Raw genomic sequence first — 18,774 nt, 5'->3', positions numbered from 1 at the left:
TTGGAGTTTGGAGTTTGGAGTTTGGAGTTTGGAGTTTGGAGTTTGGAGTTTGGAGTTTGGAGTTTGGAGTTTGGAGTTTGGAGTTTGGAGTTTGGGACTTCCAAAGAATAAATCATTCCAAAAAAAAACAAGAGACAGGATTTTTCAAGAATGATAATCATTTTTAGGAGGGAGAAAAGAGAGTTCAGCCATCAACTCACCCTCGTAAATTGGCAAAGGTATTGAGTAATTATTGGTCAAACCTGGAAAGCTCGCCAATCCTAGCTTCTACGTTAAGTTGACACCAATGGGCAGTGCCGTGCCCCTACGGGTACCTGACGTAAACGAGAACCGCTATATATACACCGTAGATATCTAAAGCCAGGGGCTTCCCTACCCTTGATAATGCGGTTAGCAATCAATCAGTTTGCAATACTTAATGTTCGAGAAACTAATAATTAGTTTCTCATGATATTGTGATTTCCAACACTTATTTTTTTGTATCCATCGTGTAAACTCTATCTGCGGAGTAAGATTACTAGATAAATTTATGGTGATTCGAGCGCCAAGCAGCAGCATCCCTAGTTCTGCCGTGGTATTAACCTTACTTACATTTCGGTTATTTCATTCCTTGTAGAACAATTAGTAGGCAACGGAAGCACAAGTTTAGTTGCTGCCAAAGTATTCCATTATTACATTCAGTGTCTAGCAAGAGGTGAACACCTGAGAGCCAGACACGAGTACCTTAAAGCTATATGGGGAAAGGATTCTATCGCTCTGTCATCCGAGTAATTTTTGGGCGGATGTCGGCCAGTGAAAGCAAACATACTGTTGTTTTCTTATAAGTCACTTACCAAGGTGTGTCAGGCATTTGAGCAGTTAGAAATTAGCCAACCGATGACAGTAGCAGTCCAATTATAACTGACGCAGCTATACGCAAATTAACGATACCGACCCTAGAGCTACCGCTAACACACTATAGAAAAGAAAAAAATGAGTAAAATACGCAAGTTTCGTTTAGGTGCATTTATTCAAGCCACCGGACATCATGTTTCTGCTTGGCGACACCCGGATTCACAAGCTGATGCTGGTCTGAATTTCGAGCATTACAAGGAAATTACCCAGACAGCCCAACGCGGCTTGTTCGATGCAGTTTTCCTCGCAGATAGCCCAGGAGTCTGGGGCGGCGCTCCAGAAACTCAGCATCGCAACGGTAAAATCGCTCATTTCGAGCCTGTTACCCTCTTCTCGGCCTTGTCCTCTGTAACCCAAAATATCGGCTTCATTTCCACCGCCTCGACCACTTATGAAGAACCGTACACCTTGGCACGTAAGTTTGCTTCCTTGGACTATTTGAGTAAAGGCCGGGCGGGGTGGAATGTAGTCACTACAGGCAATGAGAATGCTGCACGTAATTTCGGCCTTGAGCATCACCCAGAACACAGCCAGCGTTATGAGCGAGCTGAAGAGTTTGTGGAAGTGGTGAAAGGACTATGGGATAGCTGGGAAGACGATGCCTTCATCCGTGACAAAGAATCTGGTATCTATTTCGATCCAGATAAACTGCATACACTCAACCACAAGGGCAAATATTTTTCTGTAAAAGGCCCTTTGAACGTCGCTCGTCCGCCCCAAGGCTATCCCGTGATTGTTCAGGCTGGAGCCTCCGAATCTGGACGGGACTTGGCTGCACGCACTGCCGAGGTGATTTTCACCGCCAATCAAACCCTAGCCGATGCACAGGAATTTTATGCTGATGTCAAAAGTAGGCTAGCACAATATGGGCGATCGCCAGACGAGCTCAAAATCATGCCTGGTGCTTTCCCCATCATTGGCCGTACCGAATCAGAAGCTCAAGAGAAGTACGAATTCCTGCAATCGCTAATCCATCCCGATGTCGCCTGGGGGATTTTAAAGAACTATTACAAAGGTGTAGATTTATCAAAATATTCTTTAGATGATCAGGCTCCTGAACTACCCAGCGACACCAACACTAACAAAAGTCGTCTCAAACTAGTTAGAGATTTGACGACTCGTAGCACTCTGACACTGCGCCAGTTGTATCTTTCTCTTGCTACCGCACGAGGACATCGGACTATACTTGGTACTCCCGAAACCATTGCCGACCAGCTAGAAGAATGGTTCAACAACGGTGCCGCAGATGGCTTTAATATCATGCCGCCAATCCTCCCCACAGGATTAGATGACTTCGTTAACCTAGTCGTTCCCGTCTTACAAAAACGCGGACTGTTCCGTACCAAATATGAGGGTAGTACCTTGCGTGAAAACCTTGGTCTACATCGTCCGGGTAATCGTCTTGCCGCTAAACAAGTGGATGAGAGATTGGTGTTGGCATAAAAGATTTTTCATCTCTGCACTGTGCTTATATAAATTTTTCACAGATGCTTAAACCATACTTTTTAAACAGCAACTTCTGTAGATCACCACCCTACAGAACTCTATAAAGGAATGGCACTAAGAAAAGCCTAAAGGCTTGTGTAGCCTCGTTCTCAGCCTCCAGGCTGGGAACTGATTCTGAATGGGCTGCTGCCTCTGGTCAAGAAAGAGGAGGCGGCAGCCCTTCGGGAATGGGTTCCCAGCCTGGGGGCTGGGAACCAGTTAGGGTAAGGGCTGTATCTTAACTTAGTGCCATTCCTCTATAAAGTTTGTTTGGCGAACTACTACCAGCATTGGATGCTGAGAAAAACCTGTAATTTTTTGTTTGGATAATGTGCCCTAGGCAAGGAAAAAAACATGACTGAATATAGCCGATTAAAGACCTCACGCTCCGCCGCCATCAGAGCAACCCTTGATTATCCAGTAATCGACACCGACGTTCACACCAATGATTTCACCCCAGCTTTTGAAGATTACATCGCTAAGTATGGCGGCGTGAAACTTGTAGATGAGTTACGTAAAACTGAAGCTTCTCGTCTCAACTCTAAGAGCAACGGTAAAGACTGGTATCAACAAACCCCAGAAGAACGTCAGTACAACCGCACAATTCGATCGCCTTGGTGGGCCAGAGTGACCAAAAACACACTGGATCTCGCTACTTACACCCTCCCCGAATTACTCTATGAGCGTCAGGCGGAGCAAGGGTCAGACTATTCGGTGCTGTTTCCCAACAATGTGCTGGCACCGGCTGGAGCTAGTGCAGAGAACCGTCAGGCGCTGCAACGTGCAGTCAATCACTATCATGCTGATATTTACCGGAAATATAGCGATCGCTTGACACCGGTAGCTGGCATTCCCTTGACCAATCCCCAAGAAGGCATTGAGGAGCTAGAGTTTGCCGTTAAAACACTGGGTTTAAAGGTGATTAATATCACTGGCGGGGTGAAACGTCCGGTAAAAGCGATCGCTGATAAATATCCAGCCGATCAATTCCCCGAAATCGCCAAATATGCTTCTTATATCGACTTCTACGGATTAGATAGTGAATACGACTACGATCCTTTCTGGGCGAAAGTCGTGGAACTGGGTGTACCCGTCACCACCCATTACGGCAGTCAGGGTTGGACTGGACGCTCCTCAATTAGTAACTACATGAACAACCATATCGGCCACTTTGCCGATGGTTCAGAAGCATTTGCTAAGGCGTTGTTCTTCGGTGGTGTTACCAAGCGTTTTCCACAGTTGCGAGTAGCTATGCTCGAAGGTGGTGCAGCTTGGGGTGCCAACGTCTACATTCATTTGGTAGATCGTTTCTCCAAGCGCAATCTGAAGGCACTGCAAAACTACAATCCAGCACTGACCAATGCCGATGAGCTATTTGAGATATTTGAGCAATATGGGGCTGAAATTACTCAAGGGCATTCCCTCGATAAGGATGAATTGACCAAGACAGTACTCGGAGCTTCATTCAGTCGTCATAGTCGGGCACCCATTGGTAGCGAACTAGAGGATTTTGCAGCAGCAGGAATTGAATCAACTGAAGACATCCGCGATCGCTGGGTGAACAGTTTCTTCTTTGGTTCCGAGTCCGACGATCGCACCATCGCTACGGCATTCAATGACAAAGCCAATCCCTTGGGAGTCAAAATCAACGCGATTTATTCTTCCGATGTTGGTCACTGGGATGTACCAGACCTGACTTCCCCCTTGGCTGAAAGCTGGGATTTGGTTCAAGAAGGCGTTATTACCGAAGCCGACTTTAAATCCTATGTATTCGCTAATCCCTACAAGTTTTACACCCAAGCTAACCCCGAATTTTTCAAGGGTACAGCGATCCAATCTAAGGTAGGTAACACCGAATTTAACCAATTGGACAAGAGCCTAGTGGTGGCGTAAAAGGCGAGATGAGGGAGTGGGGGGAGATGATCATCCCCGTCTGAAATGTCTTTAATTTTGAATGCGTGAATTGTTAATCTTCCTCATTACCCTCATTCTCATAGTGTTTCACCCTGGAGATCGATATGACGATAACGACTGACCCTGATGTTGGGCCCCGCGAGGCGCTACGCTTAATCGGCCCCGATCCCGATAACTGGATACCCGATCGCGAAGGTGTCGATCACAACGTAACGGTTGTGGGTGGTAGCGGTAGCGGCAGCACCTTTGCATTTGCCCTGCGACGCGCCGGCATCGGCCGCGTGACGGTAATTGATGCCGCCGATGATGAGGCTCATGCTGGCGTGTGGCTCAATCGAGCGCGAATGAATAAGCTACGCACGCCAAAGAACTTGCCAGGCCCTGAATTGGGCATCCCCGCGTTGTCATTCCAGTCCTGGTACGAGGCGCGGCACGGTGCCGATGCATACGCAGCATTCGACCGTATACCAAGGTTGTTATGGGCTGAGTACCTTAACTGGTATCGGCAGTTTTTGGGCATCCAGGTTCGCTACCGGACGCGGTTGGTGCGGATCGAGCCAGTGGAAGGTTTCTTTCGCCTGCACCTGGAGGTGAACGGTTTCCCCCAGGTGGAAACTACGCGCAAGATCATCTTCGCCAACGGTGTGGCTGGCACTGGTGGTCCCTACGTGCCCCCAGTGTTAGATGGTCTGTCACCCACGCTGTATGCTCATACCGCCGAAGCCATCAATTTCGCCGCATTGCGCGGTAAGACCGTAGCGGTGCTAGGCGCTGCGGCCTCAGCCTTCGATGCCGCAGGAGTGGCGCTGGAATCGGGAGCAAAGGCGGTGCATCTGTTCGCGCGGCGGTCGGCGATCGCATCGCTGCCGATAAATCGCGTGCGCGGGTATCCTGGAGCTTACTACAACTATCCAGAATTGCCCGATGCAGCCCGATGGTTCCAGGCTTGGCGTTTTCGCCAAGTTGGTTCTACACCCCCAGCCGATGCGATTGAAAGGGCGATCGCATTCCCGAACTTCCACCTCCACCTGTCTGCAAACTGGAGATCGGCGCACGAGCAGGGCGGCCGCATCGTCGCGCAGGTGAACGACGATGTATTCGAGTTCGATTTTGCGATCGCAGGCACCGGCTACTTCGTTGACCCGACAAAGCGGCCGGAACTGGCTGACTTTGCACAGCATATTGCACTTTGGCGCGATCGCTACCAGCCACCATCTGACCAACGCGCCGACGATCTGGGCACACACCCCTACCTCGGCAGTGCCCACGAATACCAGGAGAAAGTACCCGGTAGCGCACCTTACCTGAAGGATATCCACGTCTTCAACCCAGCCGGTTTTGTGAGCTTCGGTCTGCCCATCGGCGACGTACCCAGCATTCGGCGCGACGTGCCGGCAGTGGTGACACGCATCACCCACGACTTATTCTTCGCCGACTGGGTACTGCACGAGACACGCATCACAGGCGATAACATCGCGCCAGACTTCGATGCTTCACTGTACGCAGCCGCAGTGTGGAAACAGCCTGTCAAGGCGGCAGTTAGCTAGTACACAGGGGATGGGGACTGGGGTATGAGGAAGCAAGGGATAAGGGAAGCAGCAAGGGAGAATTATTGAACAAATTTCTTTCTTGTCTCTTCCCAATGCCCAATGCCCCAGGCCCCATCCCCCATCCCCAAATCAAATTAGGAGTCACAACAATGCCTGTGGAACAACGCTCTTACAACACCAAGAATGGTTCCTTGCCTTATCTTTTCTCGCCTGTTTCTGACAATGCCAAACAACCTGCAACTCTTGTGCTGTTTCTGCATGGAGGACGCGATCGCGGGACGGATTTGAATGTGCTACTAAAATGGGGTTTACCTCGTTTCGTGGATTCATCTAACTCCTTACCTTATGTCTTCGCCGCACCCCAGATTCCGGCTGAACAGACTTGGGCAGATCGAGCCGATGATGTGCTTGCTTTGCTTGATGAACTGATCGTTTCCCAACCCGTCGATCCAGCGCGGGTGATCTTAGCTGGGTTCAGCTTAGGCTCGGCGGGGATTTGGCATATCGCGGCTTTGCATCCCCATCGCTTCGCAGGTTTAGTACCTGTGTCTGGACGTGTACCCAAGACATTAGAAGAAAGCGAACTAGCTGCACTCAAAGACATTCCTGTTCAGATATTCCAAGGTGGACAGGACAAAAATCTGCCGCTTGAGGATACAGAGCATTTTGTTGAGCGCCTACGCAAAGTCGGTGGGAAAGTTGATTTGACAGTGCTGCCGGAAGGCGATCATTTTATTGCAGATGAGGTATACGGCGATCCCAAGTTGCAACAGTGGTTAATTTCACAAAGCCGTCGTGAAATTTCTGTAGTCGCTTGAGGCGAAATGTCCAAAAACTAACTTTGTAATATTCTGTTAGGTAGGCATCTTGCCTGCCTAGTATATTGTGAAAATTACTATTTTTAACGAACCACAGAGGCGCAGAGAACACAGAGAGAAGAATTAATAGAAATTTTCACGAATGATTTAGGACTGCTATAACAATATATTAATATCTTCGGGAGATGGCAAATAGAATCATGAACGAATGGCACTAAGTTAAGATACAGCACAGCCCCCAATTGGTTCCCAGCCTGGAGGCTGGGAACGAGGTTACATAATTTTTTGGGCTTTTTTTAGTGCCATTCAATCATGAACATAATGCTTCTTTCCAAGTCAAAACCGAACTTTTTCACCAAAACTTCAGTTGACTTATGTCAGACTCTCGCAAAGAAATCAGAATTTGTTTTATTGGTGAATCCTTTGTCAATGGCACAGGTGATCCAGAGTTTCTGGGTTGGACAGGTAGAGTGTGCCGCAATGCTGAGTCAAGAGGATACGCTATCACCCATTACAATTTGGGGGTGCGGGCAGAGACGAGTCGGTATCTCAAACAACGTTGGTACTCAGAAGTCTCCTATCGTCTCCCAAGAGAATCCGATGGTCGAGTAGTGTTTTCCTTTGGGGCAAATGATTCAGGATGGGCGGGTAAACAGCAAGGAATCGAACTATCAGAGTCGATCGCAAATGCTCGCAGTATCTTAAGCCAAGCAAAACAACTCTATCCGAGCTTAATGGTTAGTCCGCCACCTTGTGGTGATGTCGCTCAAGAAAAAAGAAATCAAATTCTTGCAAATCTGTCACAAGAATTCGCATTGGTTTGCGATCAACTAGATGTTCCATATCTTGATGTATTTTCCAGTTTGGTAAAGTCACCAATCTGGCTAGCAGAAGCAAAAGCCAATGACGGCGCTCACCCAAAAGCAGAAGGTTATGCAGAATTTGCTGCCATCGTACAAAACTGGCAAGGTTGGTTAAATTGGTTCACGCCTTAAAAAATATCTATCCTATTGGCTATGTGTCGAATGGCACCAAGAAAAGCCTAAAGGCTTGTGTAGCCTCGTTCCCAGGCTGGGAACGGATTCTGAGGGGCTGCTGCCTCTGGTCAAGAAAGAGGAGGCGGCAGCCCTTCGGGAATGGTTTCCCAGCCTGGAGGCTGGGAACCAGTCAGGGTAAGGGCTGTATCTTAACTTAGTGCCATTCAGCTATGTGTCCTATAGGCTTTTTGTTCTGCGTTAGCGTTCGCGTAGCGTCTCGTAGAGAAGCGGGGCGGAACGCACGTCGCATTCTATTTAAAAATTTCAACCCTTTCTCAATCAACTACTTTCAATCAACAACATATCTATGACTTTACCAACTACCAATTTCGGCAAAACTGGATTGACCGTTTCGCGCCTTTGTCTCGGCACCATGACCTTTGGATTGCAGACCGACGAAGAAACTTCCAGGCACATCCTCGACACCGCCGCCGATGGCGGAATCAATTTTTTGGATACAGCCGACGTTTATCCCCTTGGTGGCGGACTTACCACTGCTGGACGCACTGAAGAAATCCTTGGACGCTGGCTCAAAGGCAAACGCGAACATTTTATCTTGGCTACTAAGTGTGTCGGTCGGGTTGGCCCTGCACCTTGGGATCAAGGGGCTTCCCGTAAACATATTTTGGATGCGATCGATGCTTCCCTACGACGGCTAGGAACAGATTATATCGATTTGTACCAGTTGCACTCCGACGATGCTTCAACCCCTCTCGATGAGACTCTGGAAGCGCTGGATGTGGTGGTTCGTGCTGGCAAGGTGCGCTACATCGGGGTTTCCAACTTCTTAGCCTACCGACTCGCCCGCGCATTGGGTCGGGCCCAAACGCGCAATTTAACCAGGTTTATCTCAATTCAGCCCCGCTACAACCTGTTATTCCGCGAAATAGAGCGAGAACTATTGCCCCTAGCGAAAGAAGAAGGACTCGGTGTAATTTCTTATAATCCTTTGGCGGGCGGTTTGCTGACTGGCAAACACATTCTCGCTCAAGGTCCCACCTCAGGCACCCGTTTCACGCTAGGTGCTGCCGCAGAACGTTATCAAGATCGCTACTGGCACGATCGCGAGTTTAATACTGTTGAGGAATTACGCACAGTCGCGGATCTCGCCGGATTGTCTCTCACTACCCTAGCAGTAGCTTGGGTTTTATCTAATCCGATTATCACTGCGCCCATCATTGGCGCTAGTCGCCCAGAACAACTTGCTGACAATCTCAAGGCAGTAGAACTAAAACTCGACGACAGTTTGAAACAAAAGTTAGACGACTTAACTGCCGAATATCGAAGAGGAGATTCTCTTCGTTAGGAATGATTTTATTTAACACCACCGGACGGCTAAATTAAGCCGTCCATTTTTATTTTACAGAAGAGCTTAATGCTACGAGATCGACTTTCATGAAGAAAAAGACCAGCCAATCCAAATCCTTTCAACGTGCTGCCGATGCACCAGATTTGCCATCAACTCCATTCAGGTTCATTTGCTATTTCGTTAACCAGTTTCGCTGGTGGTATGTGTTAGCGGTGATCCTGGAAATCATCCACGCAACCTGTGGCATTATGTTGCCCTATGCCATTGGCCAGATCATCCGGGGCGTAACGGGATCGGCGGGACACAGCCAGCCCATTTTTGATGCCATGAAGCAACCCCTGATGCTGTTCATCGGCTTGAGTGTGGGTGAAGTGGTATTCGGGCGATCGGCTGGACTCTTGCAAACTATTCTCCATCCAATCCATCGACAGCATATTGTGCGATCGCTATATGCCTACTTGCAACACCATTCGCATCGCTACTTGAGTAGCAGTTTTTCTGGAGCATTGGCACATCGAATTAGCGAAACTTCTCTGGGTGTTACCCAAACGATGCAAATGATGATTACTGAATTTATGCCAGTAATCGTTGTGTATAGCGTCGCTACAACGATACTATATCGCGCCTATCCTCCCCTAGCTGCACTCGTGGGAATATGGGCAGTTCTCTTCATCAGTATTTCCTTCTGGCTGGCAACTCGCTGCCGATTTTACTCTCGGAAAGCCGCAGCCGCTAGAAGTGAGACAACTGGTATCATCGTAGATGCGGTAACAAATCTCACTAGTAGCCGACTATTTGCTCGCTTTGGTTTTGAACGACGCTATTTAAATGAGCAATTAAGGCGGGAAATCAAACACGTGAGAGAGTCCAACTGGTACTCGGAGCGAATTCGCTGGTTTCAGTTTATCTCAGCAGCCATTCTAAAAATCAGCACCCTGTATTACTCGCTCTCTCTCTGGAGTCAAGGAAAGATCGGTACTGCTGACTTTGTTGTAGCAACCAGTCTTTCGCTGTTGATCATCAGTGAAGCCCGCAATTTGAGCCGCCGCTTTCTGGAATTTTTTGAACACGTCGGTAATGTCGCCAATGGTGTCTTCACCATCATTCAACCGCACGAGTTAGTTGATCGCGATCAAGCGATCGCCCACTCAATCACCCAAGGTAAGATTGAGTTTCGGCGGGTGAATTTCAACTACACAGATGAGAAGAAAGTTTTCAACAACCTTTCTGTCACCATCCAACCGGGACAGCGTGTAGGACTGGTGGGCTTCTCCGGTTCTGGAAAATCCAGTTTCGTGAATCTGATTCTGCGTTTGTTTGACCCCCAATCTGGACAGATTATCATTGATGGGGTCGATATTCGAGATATGACTCAGGATGCACTACACGCTCAGATCAGCTTGATTCCCCAAGATCCGTCTCTGTTTCATCGCACTTTGCTAGAAAATATTCGTTACGGACGTTTGGATGCAACCGATGAGGAAGTGATTGAGGCATCACGAAAGGCTCATGCTCACGATTTCATCATCCAAAGTCAGGATGGTTACGATTCTCTGGTGGGCGAACGTGGTGTCAAGTTGTCTGGAGGGCAGAGACAACGCATTGTGATCGCGCGGGTAATCCTCAAAGACGCGCCGATCCTGATCTTAGATGAAGCCACCTCTAGCCTCGATTCAATCACCGAAAAAGCGATTCAGGATACTCTCGACTTAGCAATGAATGGGAAAACGGTCATTGTGGTAGCTCATCGGCTATCTACCATCGTCCATCTAGACCGGATTTTGGTGTTCGACAAAGGTCGCATTATCGAAGATGGTTCTCACGCCAAACTACTGGCACTTGGTGGCGCTTACTATAGATTATGGAAAATGCAAGCAGGTGGATTTTTACCAGAAAATCTCGACGAGGAACGGATACGTGAGGTTCGCACTGGCACAGATAACATCGAAGAAGGAATGATCGCTTAACAGTTCGTAGTAAGGACTAAAGTCCTTACTACGAACTTCCTTACCCATAAAACAAAGGTAGAGAAAGAGTAGGTTAAGTTATGCAAGCCGATGCATTCACAATGCAAGTAGAAGTAGGGTGTGTTATGCCGGCGGCTAACCAGGGGAAACGCATCTTATTTAGCTATAGCAAATAGTGCGCTCGCTCAATACTTATGGCATAAATCTTCTGATAGAGACACCATAACAAGATGAAATTGTATTCTATTAACAATGTAATTTTGAAGAAAACGCCTATAAAAAAAGTGGTTTTCTATAAAAAATTGAAATGTGGATTGGGCATTGGGGAATAGGGATTGGTGACTGGGAAGATTTGGATGCGGATTCAGACCCGAACCAAAACAATCAAGAAATTTATTGCTCAGTACCCAGGTACCAATCCCCAGTCCGGGATGGGAGCAACGCGAAAAAGTGAGATCATCGTGAAAAGAGCTTTCTTAGGCAGGGGGAGCAGGGGGAGTGAAGAGACAATTTTCGTATTTTTTACTACCGCGATAGCCCGGAATACACTTATTTCTTTGTCTCCCGTTGCCTCAAGAGCCTCCCCTGCTCCCCCTGCTCACTGTTAGAGCGTTGCTCCCGTCCGAGATCGTCTAGTATTCCCCAATTTCTCTACGAGACGCATTTATGAACAGGGCAGCAAGTTGGGCAATCGTGGGCGCGACCTGTTGAATTCTAGAGAATTACTCAATATTAATTATTACTCAACAAAAACAGAATGGAGTAAACAGATGAGGTTTGTCCTAAGACGCCGCAAGTTAGGTCAATTGATGATTATCAGCACAGTAGCAGCAACGATCAGTAATTTTGTAGAGAAAACTGTAGCACAAACTCAAGTCAGAAAAACTACTCCAATGCTGTCAACTTCGACACCTGAAACTGTGAAGGTGACGCTGCAAGTGAACGGAACAGCACATAGTTTGCAGATTGAACCACGTGTTACTTTACTTGATGCGCTTCGGGAATACATAGGACTAATTGGGACTAAAAAAGGTTGCGATCATGGACAATGCGGTGCTTGCACGGTGCTGATTGATGGAAAACGGATTAATTCATGCCTGACATTTGCGATTATGCACACCGACGCAAAAATCACAACTATTGAAGGGCTGGAGCAAGGAAACAATTTGCACCCGATGCAAGCCGCCTTTGTAGCCCATGATGCATTTCAGTGCGGCTACTGCACACCGGGACAGATTTGCTCGGCGGTGGGTTTGGTAAACGAGGGACACGCTAAATCAGATGCCGACATTCGGGAACTGATGAGCGGGAATATCTGTCGTTGTGGCGCTTATCCAAATATCGTGGCTGCTGTCCGCGATGTCTTAGAGGGAAAAAAAGATGCAGCCGTTTAATTATAAAAAAGCAGGACAAGTGGACAATGCTGTGGCGTTGGTTACTCCAGAGGTGCAAGCTGCTTACTTAGCAGGGGGTACAAGCTTAATTGATTTAATGAAGTTGAATGTCCAAACGCCAACACAGGTAGTTGACATTAACCCACTACCGCTAACCAAGATAGAAATACAGGGTAATGGTGTGCGGATTGGAGCAACGGCAAGCAATAGCGATGTTGCTTATAATCCGATCATTCAAGAACGTTACCCTATGCTGTCAGAGGCGTTGCTGTCTGGGGCATCACCGCAACTGCGAAATATGGCGACGGTGGGCGGAAATTTGCTGCAACGTACCCGGTGTTACTACTTCCGCGATACTTCGATGCCCTGTAACAAACGCGTTCCGGGTTCAGGTTGTGCGGCAATCGAGGGTTACAACCGGATTCACGCGATTCTCGGTGGTAGCGATCGCTGTATTGCCACCCATGCTTCTGATATGGCGGTGGCAATGGTAGCACTTGATGCCGTTGTGCAAACACGCGGTCCGAAAGGAGACCGCAGCATTCCCCTTGTAGATTTTCATCTTGTACCGGATAATACACCAGAAAGAGAGACGGTTTTAGAACACGGAGAGTTAATTGTTGCCGTTGACTTACCGGCTTCAACCTTTGGGAAGCGATCGCACTATTTAAAAGTCCGCGATCGTGCCTCCTATGCCTTTGCAATGACATCGGTTGCAGCGGCATTAGATATTCAAAATGGCATCATTCGCTCGGCACGCATTGCCCTTGGTGGCGTAGGAACAAAACCTTGGCGCACCTTTGAAGCGGAAAAAGTGCTTCTGAACAAGCCCGCAAACCAGGCAACATTTCAAGCCGCAGCCAATGCTGCGATCGCCGGAGCTAAACCTCAAAAATACAACGGGTTTAAGGTCGAACTGGCTAAACGCACAATTGTTAAGGCGCTGACAACGGTAGGAGGGATGGCATGAATACAGGGAACACAAATAGAGTTGTCGGCAAACCGCTCAATCGAGTTGATGGATACCTGAAGGTGACTGGTGGCGCACGTTACGCGGCTGAGTTTCCGGTAGCAAAAATGACTTATGGCGTGACAATTCAAAGCACGATCGCCAAAGGGAAGATAGCCCAAATCGATACAAAGGCGGCGGAGCGAGTACCAGGTGTATTAGCAGTTATTACCCACCTCAACGCGCCCAAAGCGTCTGGAGAAAAGGGCGGCGGTCGCAAGCTGCAAGTGCTGCAAGATAACATTGTCCTGTATAGTGGTCAGCATATTGGTGTCGTCGTTGCTGATACATTTGAACGAGCTATGTATGCTGCCTCACTCGTACAAGTTCGTTATGAAGAAGAGAAACCAACCATCAATATGCGGGAAAACCTCGCTAAGGCATACTTGCCTAAAGGAAAAATCCCCAAAGAGGAGCCGCCCGATTCAACTCATGGCAATGTCAACCAGGGACTAGCGGCGGCGGCTGTCCGCGTCGAGCAAACCTATACGACACCGATCGAAAATCACAATCCGATGGAGCCTCATGCCACAACAGCAGTTTGGCAAGGCGATCAACTGCTGCTCTATGACGCAACTCAGGGAATCTTTCAGGTTCAACAAAAAGTTGCGGGGGCATTGGGAATCGATCCAAAGAATGTCCGCATTATGTCTTACTTTGTGGGCGGTGGCTTCGGTTGTAAAGGATCGGCTTGGTCGCACGTGCCACTAGCTGCGATCGCCGCACGGCAGGTTAATCGCCCAGTAAAATTAGTTCTGGGACGGATACAGATGTATGGGCCTGTCGGCTTCCGACCAGAGACAATTCAACAAGTTTCTCTCGGTGCAACCCACGAAGGAAAATTGACTGCACTCCGACACGCTGGCACTTCCCAAACTTCAACTTTCGATGAATTTATCGAACCTGTTGGTAAAAGCGCCCGGATGATTTACGCTTGCCCGCACATCGAAACCAGCCACCGTTTGGTTCAGCTGGATCAGGGTACACCAACCTTTATGCGGGCACCAGGAGAAGCTTCTGGGTCATTCGCCTTAGAATCGGCAATGGATGAACTAGCTTATGCGCTCAATATCGATCCCATCGAGCTGCGTTTGCGTAACTATGCTGAAGTTGATCCTACTAAAAAACTCCCTTGGTCGAGTAAATCACTGAGAGAGTGTTACAAATTAGGGGCAGAAAAGTTTGGCTGGCAAAAGCGCAATCCCAAGCCCCGTTCGATGCGAGACGGTAATTATTTGATTGGTTGGGGTATGGCGACAGCAACTTATCCTACCAACCGTTCTCCGGCATCGGCGATCGCTCAGATTATGGCAGACGGTACAGCCGTTGTACTGAGCGGTTCGCAAGATATTGGCACAGGGACTTATACTGTAATGACTCAAGTTGCAGCCGAAGCACTTGGTTTACCAGTTAACAAAGTCCGCTTTGAACTAGGCGATACGAAGATGCCAGAAACCCCCGTTTCTGGTGGTTCGCAAACTGCCGCCAGTGTCAGTTCGGCGGTGTATTTAGCGGGAAATCAAGCTCGCAGTCAGCTTTTGCAACTAGCACTTGCCGATCAAAAATCGCCACTTTATAGTTCAAATCCTGAAGATGTGATTGCCCAAGATGGCAGCTTTTTCTTAAAAAATAAATCCTCTGCAACCGAAACATATCAGGCTATTTTGGCACGACATGGAATGAAAATGATCGAAGCGCGTGCAGATGCCAAGCCTGGAGAAGAACAAAAAAAGTTCTCAATGCACGCATTTGGAGCGCAGTTTGCCGAAGTTCGCGTTGAGCCTGATTTGGGTGAAGTGCGAGTATCGCGTTGGGTGGGAACTTTTGGGGTTGGACGCATCCTCAATGCTAAAACAGCCAACAGTCAACTGATTGGTGGGATTATTTATGGCATTGGTATGGCGTTAATGGAACATACGGTAATAGACCCCAATCTAGGACGCATTGTTAATCATGATTTAGCTGAGTATCACGTACCAGTAAATGCAGACGTTCCCGATATTCAGGTGTTGTTTGTCGATGAACACGATCCACATATCAACCCGCTTGGTGTCAAGGGAGTTGGTGAAATTGGCATTACCGGCACTGCGGCAGCGATCGCTAACGCTGTTTATCATGCCACAGGTAAGCGCGTCCGTGATTTGCCAATTACATTAGACAAACTGCTGTAGATATAGCGATCGCTACATTACCAGTATGAGCAAGAAGTTCATACGCGGCGATGATACCTGACTTTTCACGTTATGTACAAAAGTCCACCTAAAACCTAACCCCCTTCCCGATGCGGGAAGGGGGAAATTCAAAGTCTCTCTCCTTTTAGGAGAGAGATTTAGAGAGAAGTTTTCCAGATGCCGTGAAAAGTCAGCAATGATACACTTGTAGAGACGCGATTGATCGCGTCTTGGATTGATCGTGTCTTGAAATACCAATCAGTAGAAGTCTCAAGACTGATGACCACTCAAGTAAAATTTGGTACTCTTAGCTCGGAATCACTGTAATTACGTCCGTGACCGAGATGAGTAGTCCAACAGCCCGATCCTACGCTTTCTTGTCGATTGCAGCGGCAATCATCACTATTGCCCTAAAATTTGGCGCTTACCAGCTAACCGGGTCAGTAGGTTTGCGGTCTGATTTTTTCTTCAGTCCTACTGCTTGAGCTTGATCGCTATCTGAGCCATATTGTCCACGTACAACTTCTTTCATCGCTAATACAGCATTATGAAATTCCCACTCTGCTAATCGGGCAGCATCAGCAGCCGCTCGGTATAAAGCTAGTTTCTCGGTTTCGGTTTGCTGAGAAATCAACATCGCCTGATAAACTTCCTCTAAGTTTGCAGCTGAGGCATCAGCATGAGTTGTGTTATAGGTGCTGACGGTTTGCAAACCGTGGAATGAGTCAATATCTTGACTAATGGCTTGAGGACGCAAACGGCGTGTTGTGTCTTGGATAGTCATAGATGTCTAATGTATCTTGCGGAGTATATTTCAAAACACACCTTAGTTAGAGTCTCCATGTCAGATTGCCGTGATAGTATACGGCTCATTCCTGTTGTTGGTTGTAGGAGACAATTATGGAAATTAGTAGACGCAGCTTATTAAAAACTGCTTCTGCTTCGGGATTAGTGGCAGCAGGACTTGCAGTTTCGGAAGGATTTTTGCAACCGATTCTCGCTCAAACAAAAACTGTTGATGAAAATACTCAACTGTTAGCCCAAAGTTCAGCCACTCCAATTCGACGCGGCGAAATGTTGTATCGCCATCTCGGACGCACCGGAGAACAAGTATCTGTGATTGGCTTGGGGGGGTATCACATTGGAAAAATTCAAGAAGAGCAAGAAAGTATCAAGTTAATCCGCAGTGCGATCGATCGCGGCATCAACTTTATGGATAACTCTTGGGACTATCACAACGGACGTAGCCACCGTTGGATGGGAAACGCTCTTAAGGATGGTTATCGCCAAAAAGTTTTCCTGATGACAAAAATCGATGGTCGCACCAAAGACGCTGCCAAAATGCAGATTGATGAATCGCTTAAAGATTTGCAGGTCGATCACATTGATTTATTGCAGCATCATGAAATACTACGCTTTGAAGACCCCGATCGCGTCTTTGCTCCCGGTGGCGCAATGGAGGCAGTTGTTGAAGCCCAGAAAGCAGGTAAAATTCGCTATATCGGCTTCACAGGACATAAGAATCCCCAAATTCACCTGCAAATGCTGGAAACTGCGGCACAAAATGGTTTCCGTTTTGATACCGTGCAGATGCCTTTGAATGTGATGGATGCCCATTTTAGAAGTTTTGAACATCAGGTTTTACCTGTGTTAGTGAAAAACAATATTGGTGTGCTGGGAATGAAATCTATCGGGGAGTCTTACATTCTCAGAAGCAACACCGTCAGTGCAATCGAGTGTCTGCATTACGCAATGAATTTGCCAACGTCAGTGGTAATTACAGGCATCGACAGCATGGGAATTTTAGACCAGGCGTTTGAGGCAGTCCGCACCTTTAAGCCAATGGATCAAGCACAAGTTACAGCACTGTTAGCGCGGACTCGTGAGGCAGCAGCTAAAGGGCAGTACGAACGATATAAAACTACAACCCAAAATGATAGTACAGCCATGAATCCAGCTTTTCTTGGCTAAATATTAATCCGATTTTTTTGAAGTAAGACACTATACGAGAACATCATGAGCAAACGCATTGCATATTTAGGACTCGGCATCATGGGCAGTGGTATGGCAACCAACTTGCTCAAAGCTGGTTACGATCTACGGGTTTGGAATCGCAGCCCAGAGCCTTGTAAGCCTCTAGTAGAACAAGGTGCAACTCAAGCACAAACACCTGCACAAGCTGTAGAAAATGCCGAGGTGATTATGTACTCGCTAGCCAATGATAATGCTATTGAAGAGGTTGTCTTTGGCGAAGATGGCATTTTATCAAAGGTGCAATCGGGACAAATTGCGATCGACATGAGTACAGTTCATCCTGACACCTCCCGCAAAGAAGCCGCAGCTTATGCCCAAAAGCACGTTGAATTTCTTGATGCCCCTGTTTTCGGCAGCAAAAACGAATCTGCAAATGGGGGATTGTGGATTGTGGTTGGTGGCAAACAAGAGGTATTTGAGCAAGTCAAACCAATTTTAGAGCCGTTAAGCGAAACGATCCATTACCTGGGTGATACTGGCAAAGGCGCATCAATGAAACTCATTGGTAACTCTATAGTGGCAACCCAAATTGAAGCTTTAGGGGAAGCGTTGATTTTGGCAACCAAAGCCGGACTGAATCCACAAGACGTTCTTGATGTCCTGCACGTAGTAGATTTTCGCTCTCCGATTTTTGACGGTATGGGCAAGATGCTGTTGAATCGAGACTTTACACCGAGTTTTGCGTTAAAGCATCTGTTGAAAGATGCCAATTTGATCGCTAAATTTGCCCAAGATTTAAATTCTCCCACGCCTGCTGCGGCAATTGTCAGAGAAACCATTAAAACAGCAGTTAATCAAGGATGGGGGGAAGAAAATGCATCGGCATTAATCAAAGCTTTGGAGTTAGAAGCAGGAGTAACCATTAAATCATAAGTGTTTGTTTGTAGCTTACTTAACTGTGCTGATGGCACTTGTTTTTCATTCAACGTTTCAAAATATAGCTTTATCCAAGGAGAACACTAATTATATCCAATTTCAAAATATATTCTACTGGTTTAGTAGCGATCGCCTTATCTCTGGCGACTGGTTGCACACCAACTACTCCATGAAGAGTGCTGAGTTCCGAGTGCCTCGGCTTAGAGTTGAAAGACCGCCCACGTTCGCGCAGCGGACGCACCAGAGGGGCGGGGCTTTTACCATAGTGCGAAAGTCAGCCGTACTCAACTTCAAAACTCAGCACTCAGTACTGAGT

Annotated in this window: 13 protein-coding genes; 12 read left to right on the top strand and 1 reads right to left on the bottom strand. The window is 47.5% G+C overall.

Annotated elements, in window-relative coordinates; genetic code table 11:
• Window positions 1-972: 972 nt before the first annotated feature.
• The 10 genes from V7K97_RS27870 (at window position 973) to V7K97_RS27825 (ending at window position 15,548) form a co-directional block, all read left to right on the top strand.
• Window positions 973-2,337, top strand: coding sequence for an LLM class flavin-dependent oxidoreductase (locus tag V7K97_RS27870; RefSeq protein ID WP_334804213.1), 1,365 nt, complete (start codon window positions 973-975; stop codon window positions 2,335-2,337).
• A 396-nt stretch (window positions 2,338-2,733) separates the two neighbouring features.
• Window positions 2,734-4,272, top strand: coding sequence for an amidohydrolase family protein (locus V7K97_RS27865; protein WP_334804212.1), 1,539 nt, complete (start codon window positions 2,734-2,736; stop codon window positions 4,270-4,272).
• Between the two features lie 125 nt (window positions 4,273-4,397).
• Window positions 4,398-5,840 (top strand): FAD-dependent oxidoreductase, encoded by a 1,443-nt coding sequence (locus tag V7K97_RS27860; RefSeq protein ID WP_334804211.1) that lies wholly within the window; start codon window positions 4,398-4,400, stop codon window positions 5,838-5,840.
• 152 nt (window positions 5,841-5,992) lie between these two features.
• Window positions 5,993-6,661 (top strand): dienelactone hydrolase family protein, encoded by a 669-nt coding sequence (locus tag V7K97_RS27855; protein ID WP_334804210.1) that lies wholly within the window; start codon window positions 5,993-5,995, stop codon window positions 6,659-6,661.
• A gap of 374 nt (window positions 6,662-7,035) precedes the next feature.
• On the top strand, window positions 7,036-7,656 hold the full coding sequence (locus tag V7K97_RS27850; RefSeq protein WP_334804209.1) for a GDSL-type esterase/lipase family protein: 621 nt from the start codon (window positions 7,036-7,038) through the stop codon (window positions 7,654-7,656).
• 349 nt (window positions 7,657-8,005) lie between these two features.
• A complete protein-coding gene (locus V7K97_RS27845; RefSeq protein WP_334804208.1) occupies window positions 8,006-9,004 on the top strand; it encodes an aldo/keto reductase in 999 nt (332 codons plus the stop codon).
• Between the two features lie 89 nt (window positions 9,005-9,093).
• Window positions 9,094-10,974: an ABC transporter ATP-binding protein gene (locus V7K97_RS27840; RefSeq protein ID WP_334804207.1), complete on the top strand. Its 1,881-nt coding sequence runs from the start codon at window positions 9,094-9,096 to the stop codon at window positions 10,972-10,974.
• 770 nt (window positions 10,975-11,744) lie between these two features.
• Window positions 11,745-12,368 carry a (2Fe-2S)-binding protein gene (locus V7K97_RS27835; RefSeq protein ID WP_334804206.1) on the top strand — a complete coding sequence of 208 codons (624 nt, stop codon included), beginning with the start codon at window positions 11,745-11,747 and terminating at the stop codon, window positions 12,366-12,368.
• The gene (locus tag V7K97_RS27830; protein WP_334804205.1) at window positions 12,355-13,338 is read left to right on the top strand and encodes an FAD binding domain-containing protein; all 984 of its coding nucleotides are present in this window, start codon (window positions 12,355-12,357) and stop codon (window positions 13,336-13,338) included. Before V7K97_RS27835 ends, V7K97_RS27830 begins: the two co-directional genes overlap by 14 nt.
• Window positions 13,335-15,548 (top strand): xanthine dehydrogenase family protein molybdopterin-binding subunit, encoded by a 2,214-nt coding sequence (locus tag V7K97_RS27825; protein WP_334804204.1) that lies wholly within the window; start codon window positions 13,335-13,337, stop codon window positions 15,546-15,548. Before V7K97_RS27830 ends, V7K97_RS27825 begins: the two co-directional genes overlap by 4 nt.
• 424 nt (window positions 15,549-15,972) lie before the next feature.
• On the opposite strand, the gene V7K97_RS27820 is transcribed toward V7K97_RS27825, so the two are convergent.
• Entirely contained in the window at window positions 15,973-16,332 is a 360-nt protein-coding gene (locus tag V7K97_RS27820) for a hypothetical protein (protein WP_334804203.1), read from the bottom strand.
• A 116-nt stretch (window positions 16,333-16,448) separates the two neighbouring features.
• On the opposite strand from V7K97_RS27820, the gene V7K97_RS27815 reads away from it, so the two are divergent.
• Together V7K97_RS27815 and V7K97_RS27810 are read left to right on the top strand one after the other, a co-directional pair.
• Window positions 16,449-17,519, top strand: coding sequence for an aldo/keto reductase (locus V7K97_RS27815; protein ID WP_334804202.1), 1,071 nt, complete (start codon window positions 16,449-16,451; stop codon window positions 17,517-17,519).
• Between the two features lie 45 nt (window positions 17,520-17,564).
• The gene (locus tag V7K97_RS27810; protein ID WP_334804201.1) at window positions 17,565-18,455 is read left to right on the top strand and encodes an NAD(P)-dependent oxidoreductase; all 891 of its coding nucleotides are present in this window, start codon (window positions 17,565-17,567) and stop codon (window positions 18,453-18,455) included.
• Window positions 18,456-18,774: the final 319 nt, after the last annotated feature.

The organism is Nostoc sp. (assembly GCF_036917815.1).
Taxonomy (GTDB): Bacteria; Cyanobacteriota; Cyanobacteriia; order Cyanobacteriales; family Nostocaceae; genus Nostoc.
The sequence above is the reverse complement of the archived record's forward strand: the minus strand, read 5'-3'. Positions and strand labels throughout refer to the sequence as shown.

Bases quoted from the DNA above. Each gene is read 5' to 3' on its own strand.
- V7K97_RS27870 (WP_334804213.1), top strand. From the start codon at position 973: ATGAGTAAAATACGCAAGTTTCGTTTAGGTGCATTTATTCAAGCCACC.
- V7K97_RS27865 (WP_334804212.1), top strand. From the start codon at position 2,734: ATGACTGAATATAGCCGATTAAAGACCTCACGCTCCGCCGCCATCAGA.
- V7K97_RS27860 (WP_334804211.1), top strand. From the start codon at position 4,398: ATGACGATAACGACTGACCCTGATGTTGGGCCCCGCGAGGCGCTACGC.
- V7K97_RS27855 (WP_334804210.1), top strand. From the start codon at position 5,993: ATGCCTGTGGAACAACGCTCTTACAACACCAAGAATGGTTCCTTGCCT.
- V7K97_RS27850 (WP_334804209.1), top strand. From the start codon at position 7,036: ATGTCAGACTCTCGCAAAGAAATCAGAATTTGTTTTATTGGTGAATCC.
- V7K97_RS27845 (WP_334804208.1), top strand. From the start codon at position 8,006: ATGACTTTACCAACTACCAATTTCGGCAAAACTGGATTGACCGTTTCG.
- V7K97_RS27840 (WP_334804207.1), top strand. From the start codon at position 9,094: ATGAAGAAAAAGACCAGCCAATCCAAATCCTTTCAACGTGCTGCCGAT.
- V7K97_RS27835 (WP_334804206.1), top strand. From the start codon at position 11,745: ATGAGGTTTGTCCTAAGACGCCGCAAGTTAGGTCAATTGATGATTATC.
- V7K97_RS27830 (WP_334804205.1), top strand. From the start codon at position 12,355: ATGCAGCCGTTTAATTATAAAAAAGCAGGACAAGTGGACAATGCTGTG.
- V7K97_RS27825 (WP_334804204.1), top strand. From the start codon at position 13,335: ATGAATACAGGGAACACAAATAGAGTTGTCGGCAAACCGCTCAATCGA.
- V7K97_RS27820 (WP_334804203.1), bottom strand. From the start codon at position 16,332: ATGACTATCCAAGACACAACACGCCGTTTGCGTCCTCAAGCCATTAGT.
- V7K97_RS27815 (WP_334804202.1), top strand. From the start codon at position 16,449: ATGGAAATTAGTAGACGCAGCTTATTAAAAACTGCTTCTGCTTCGGGA.
- V7K97_RS27810 (WP_334804201.1), top strand. From the start codon at position 17,565: ATGAGCAAACGCATTGCATATTTAGGACTCGGCATCATGGGCAGTGGT.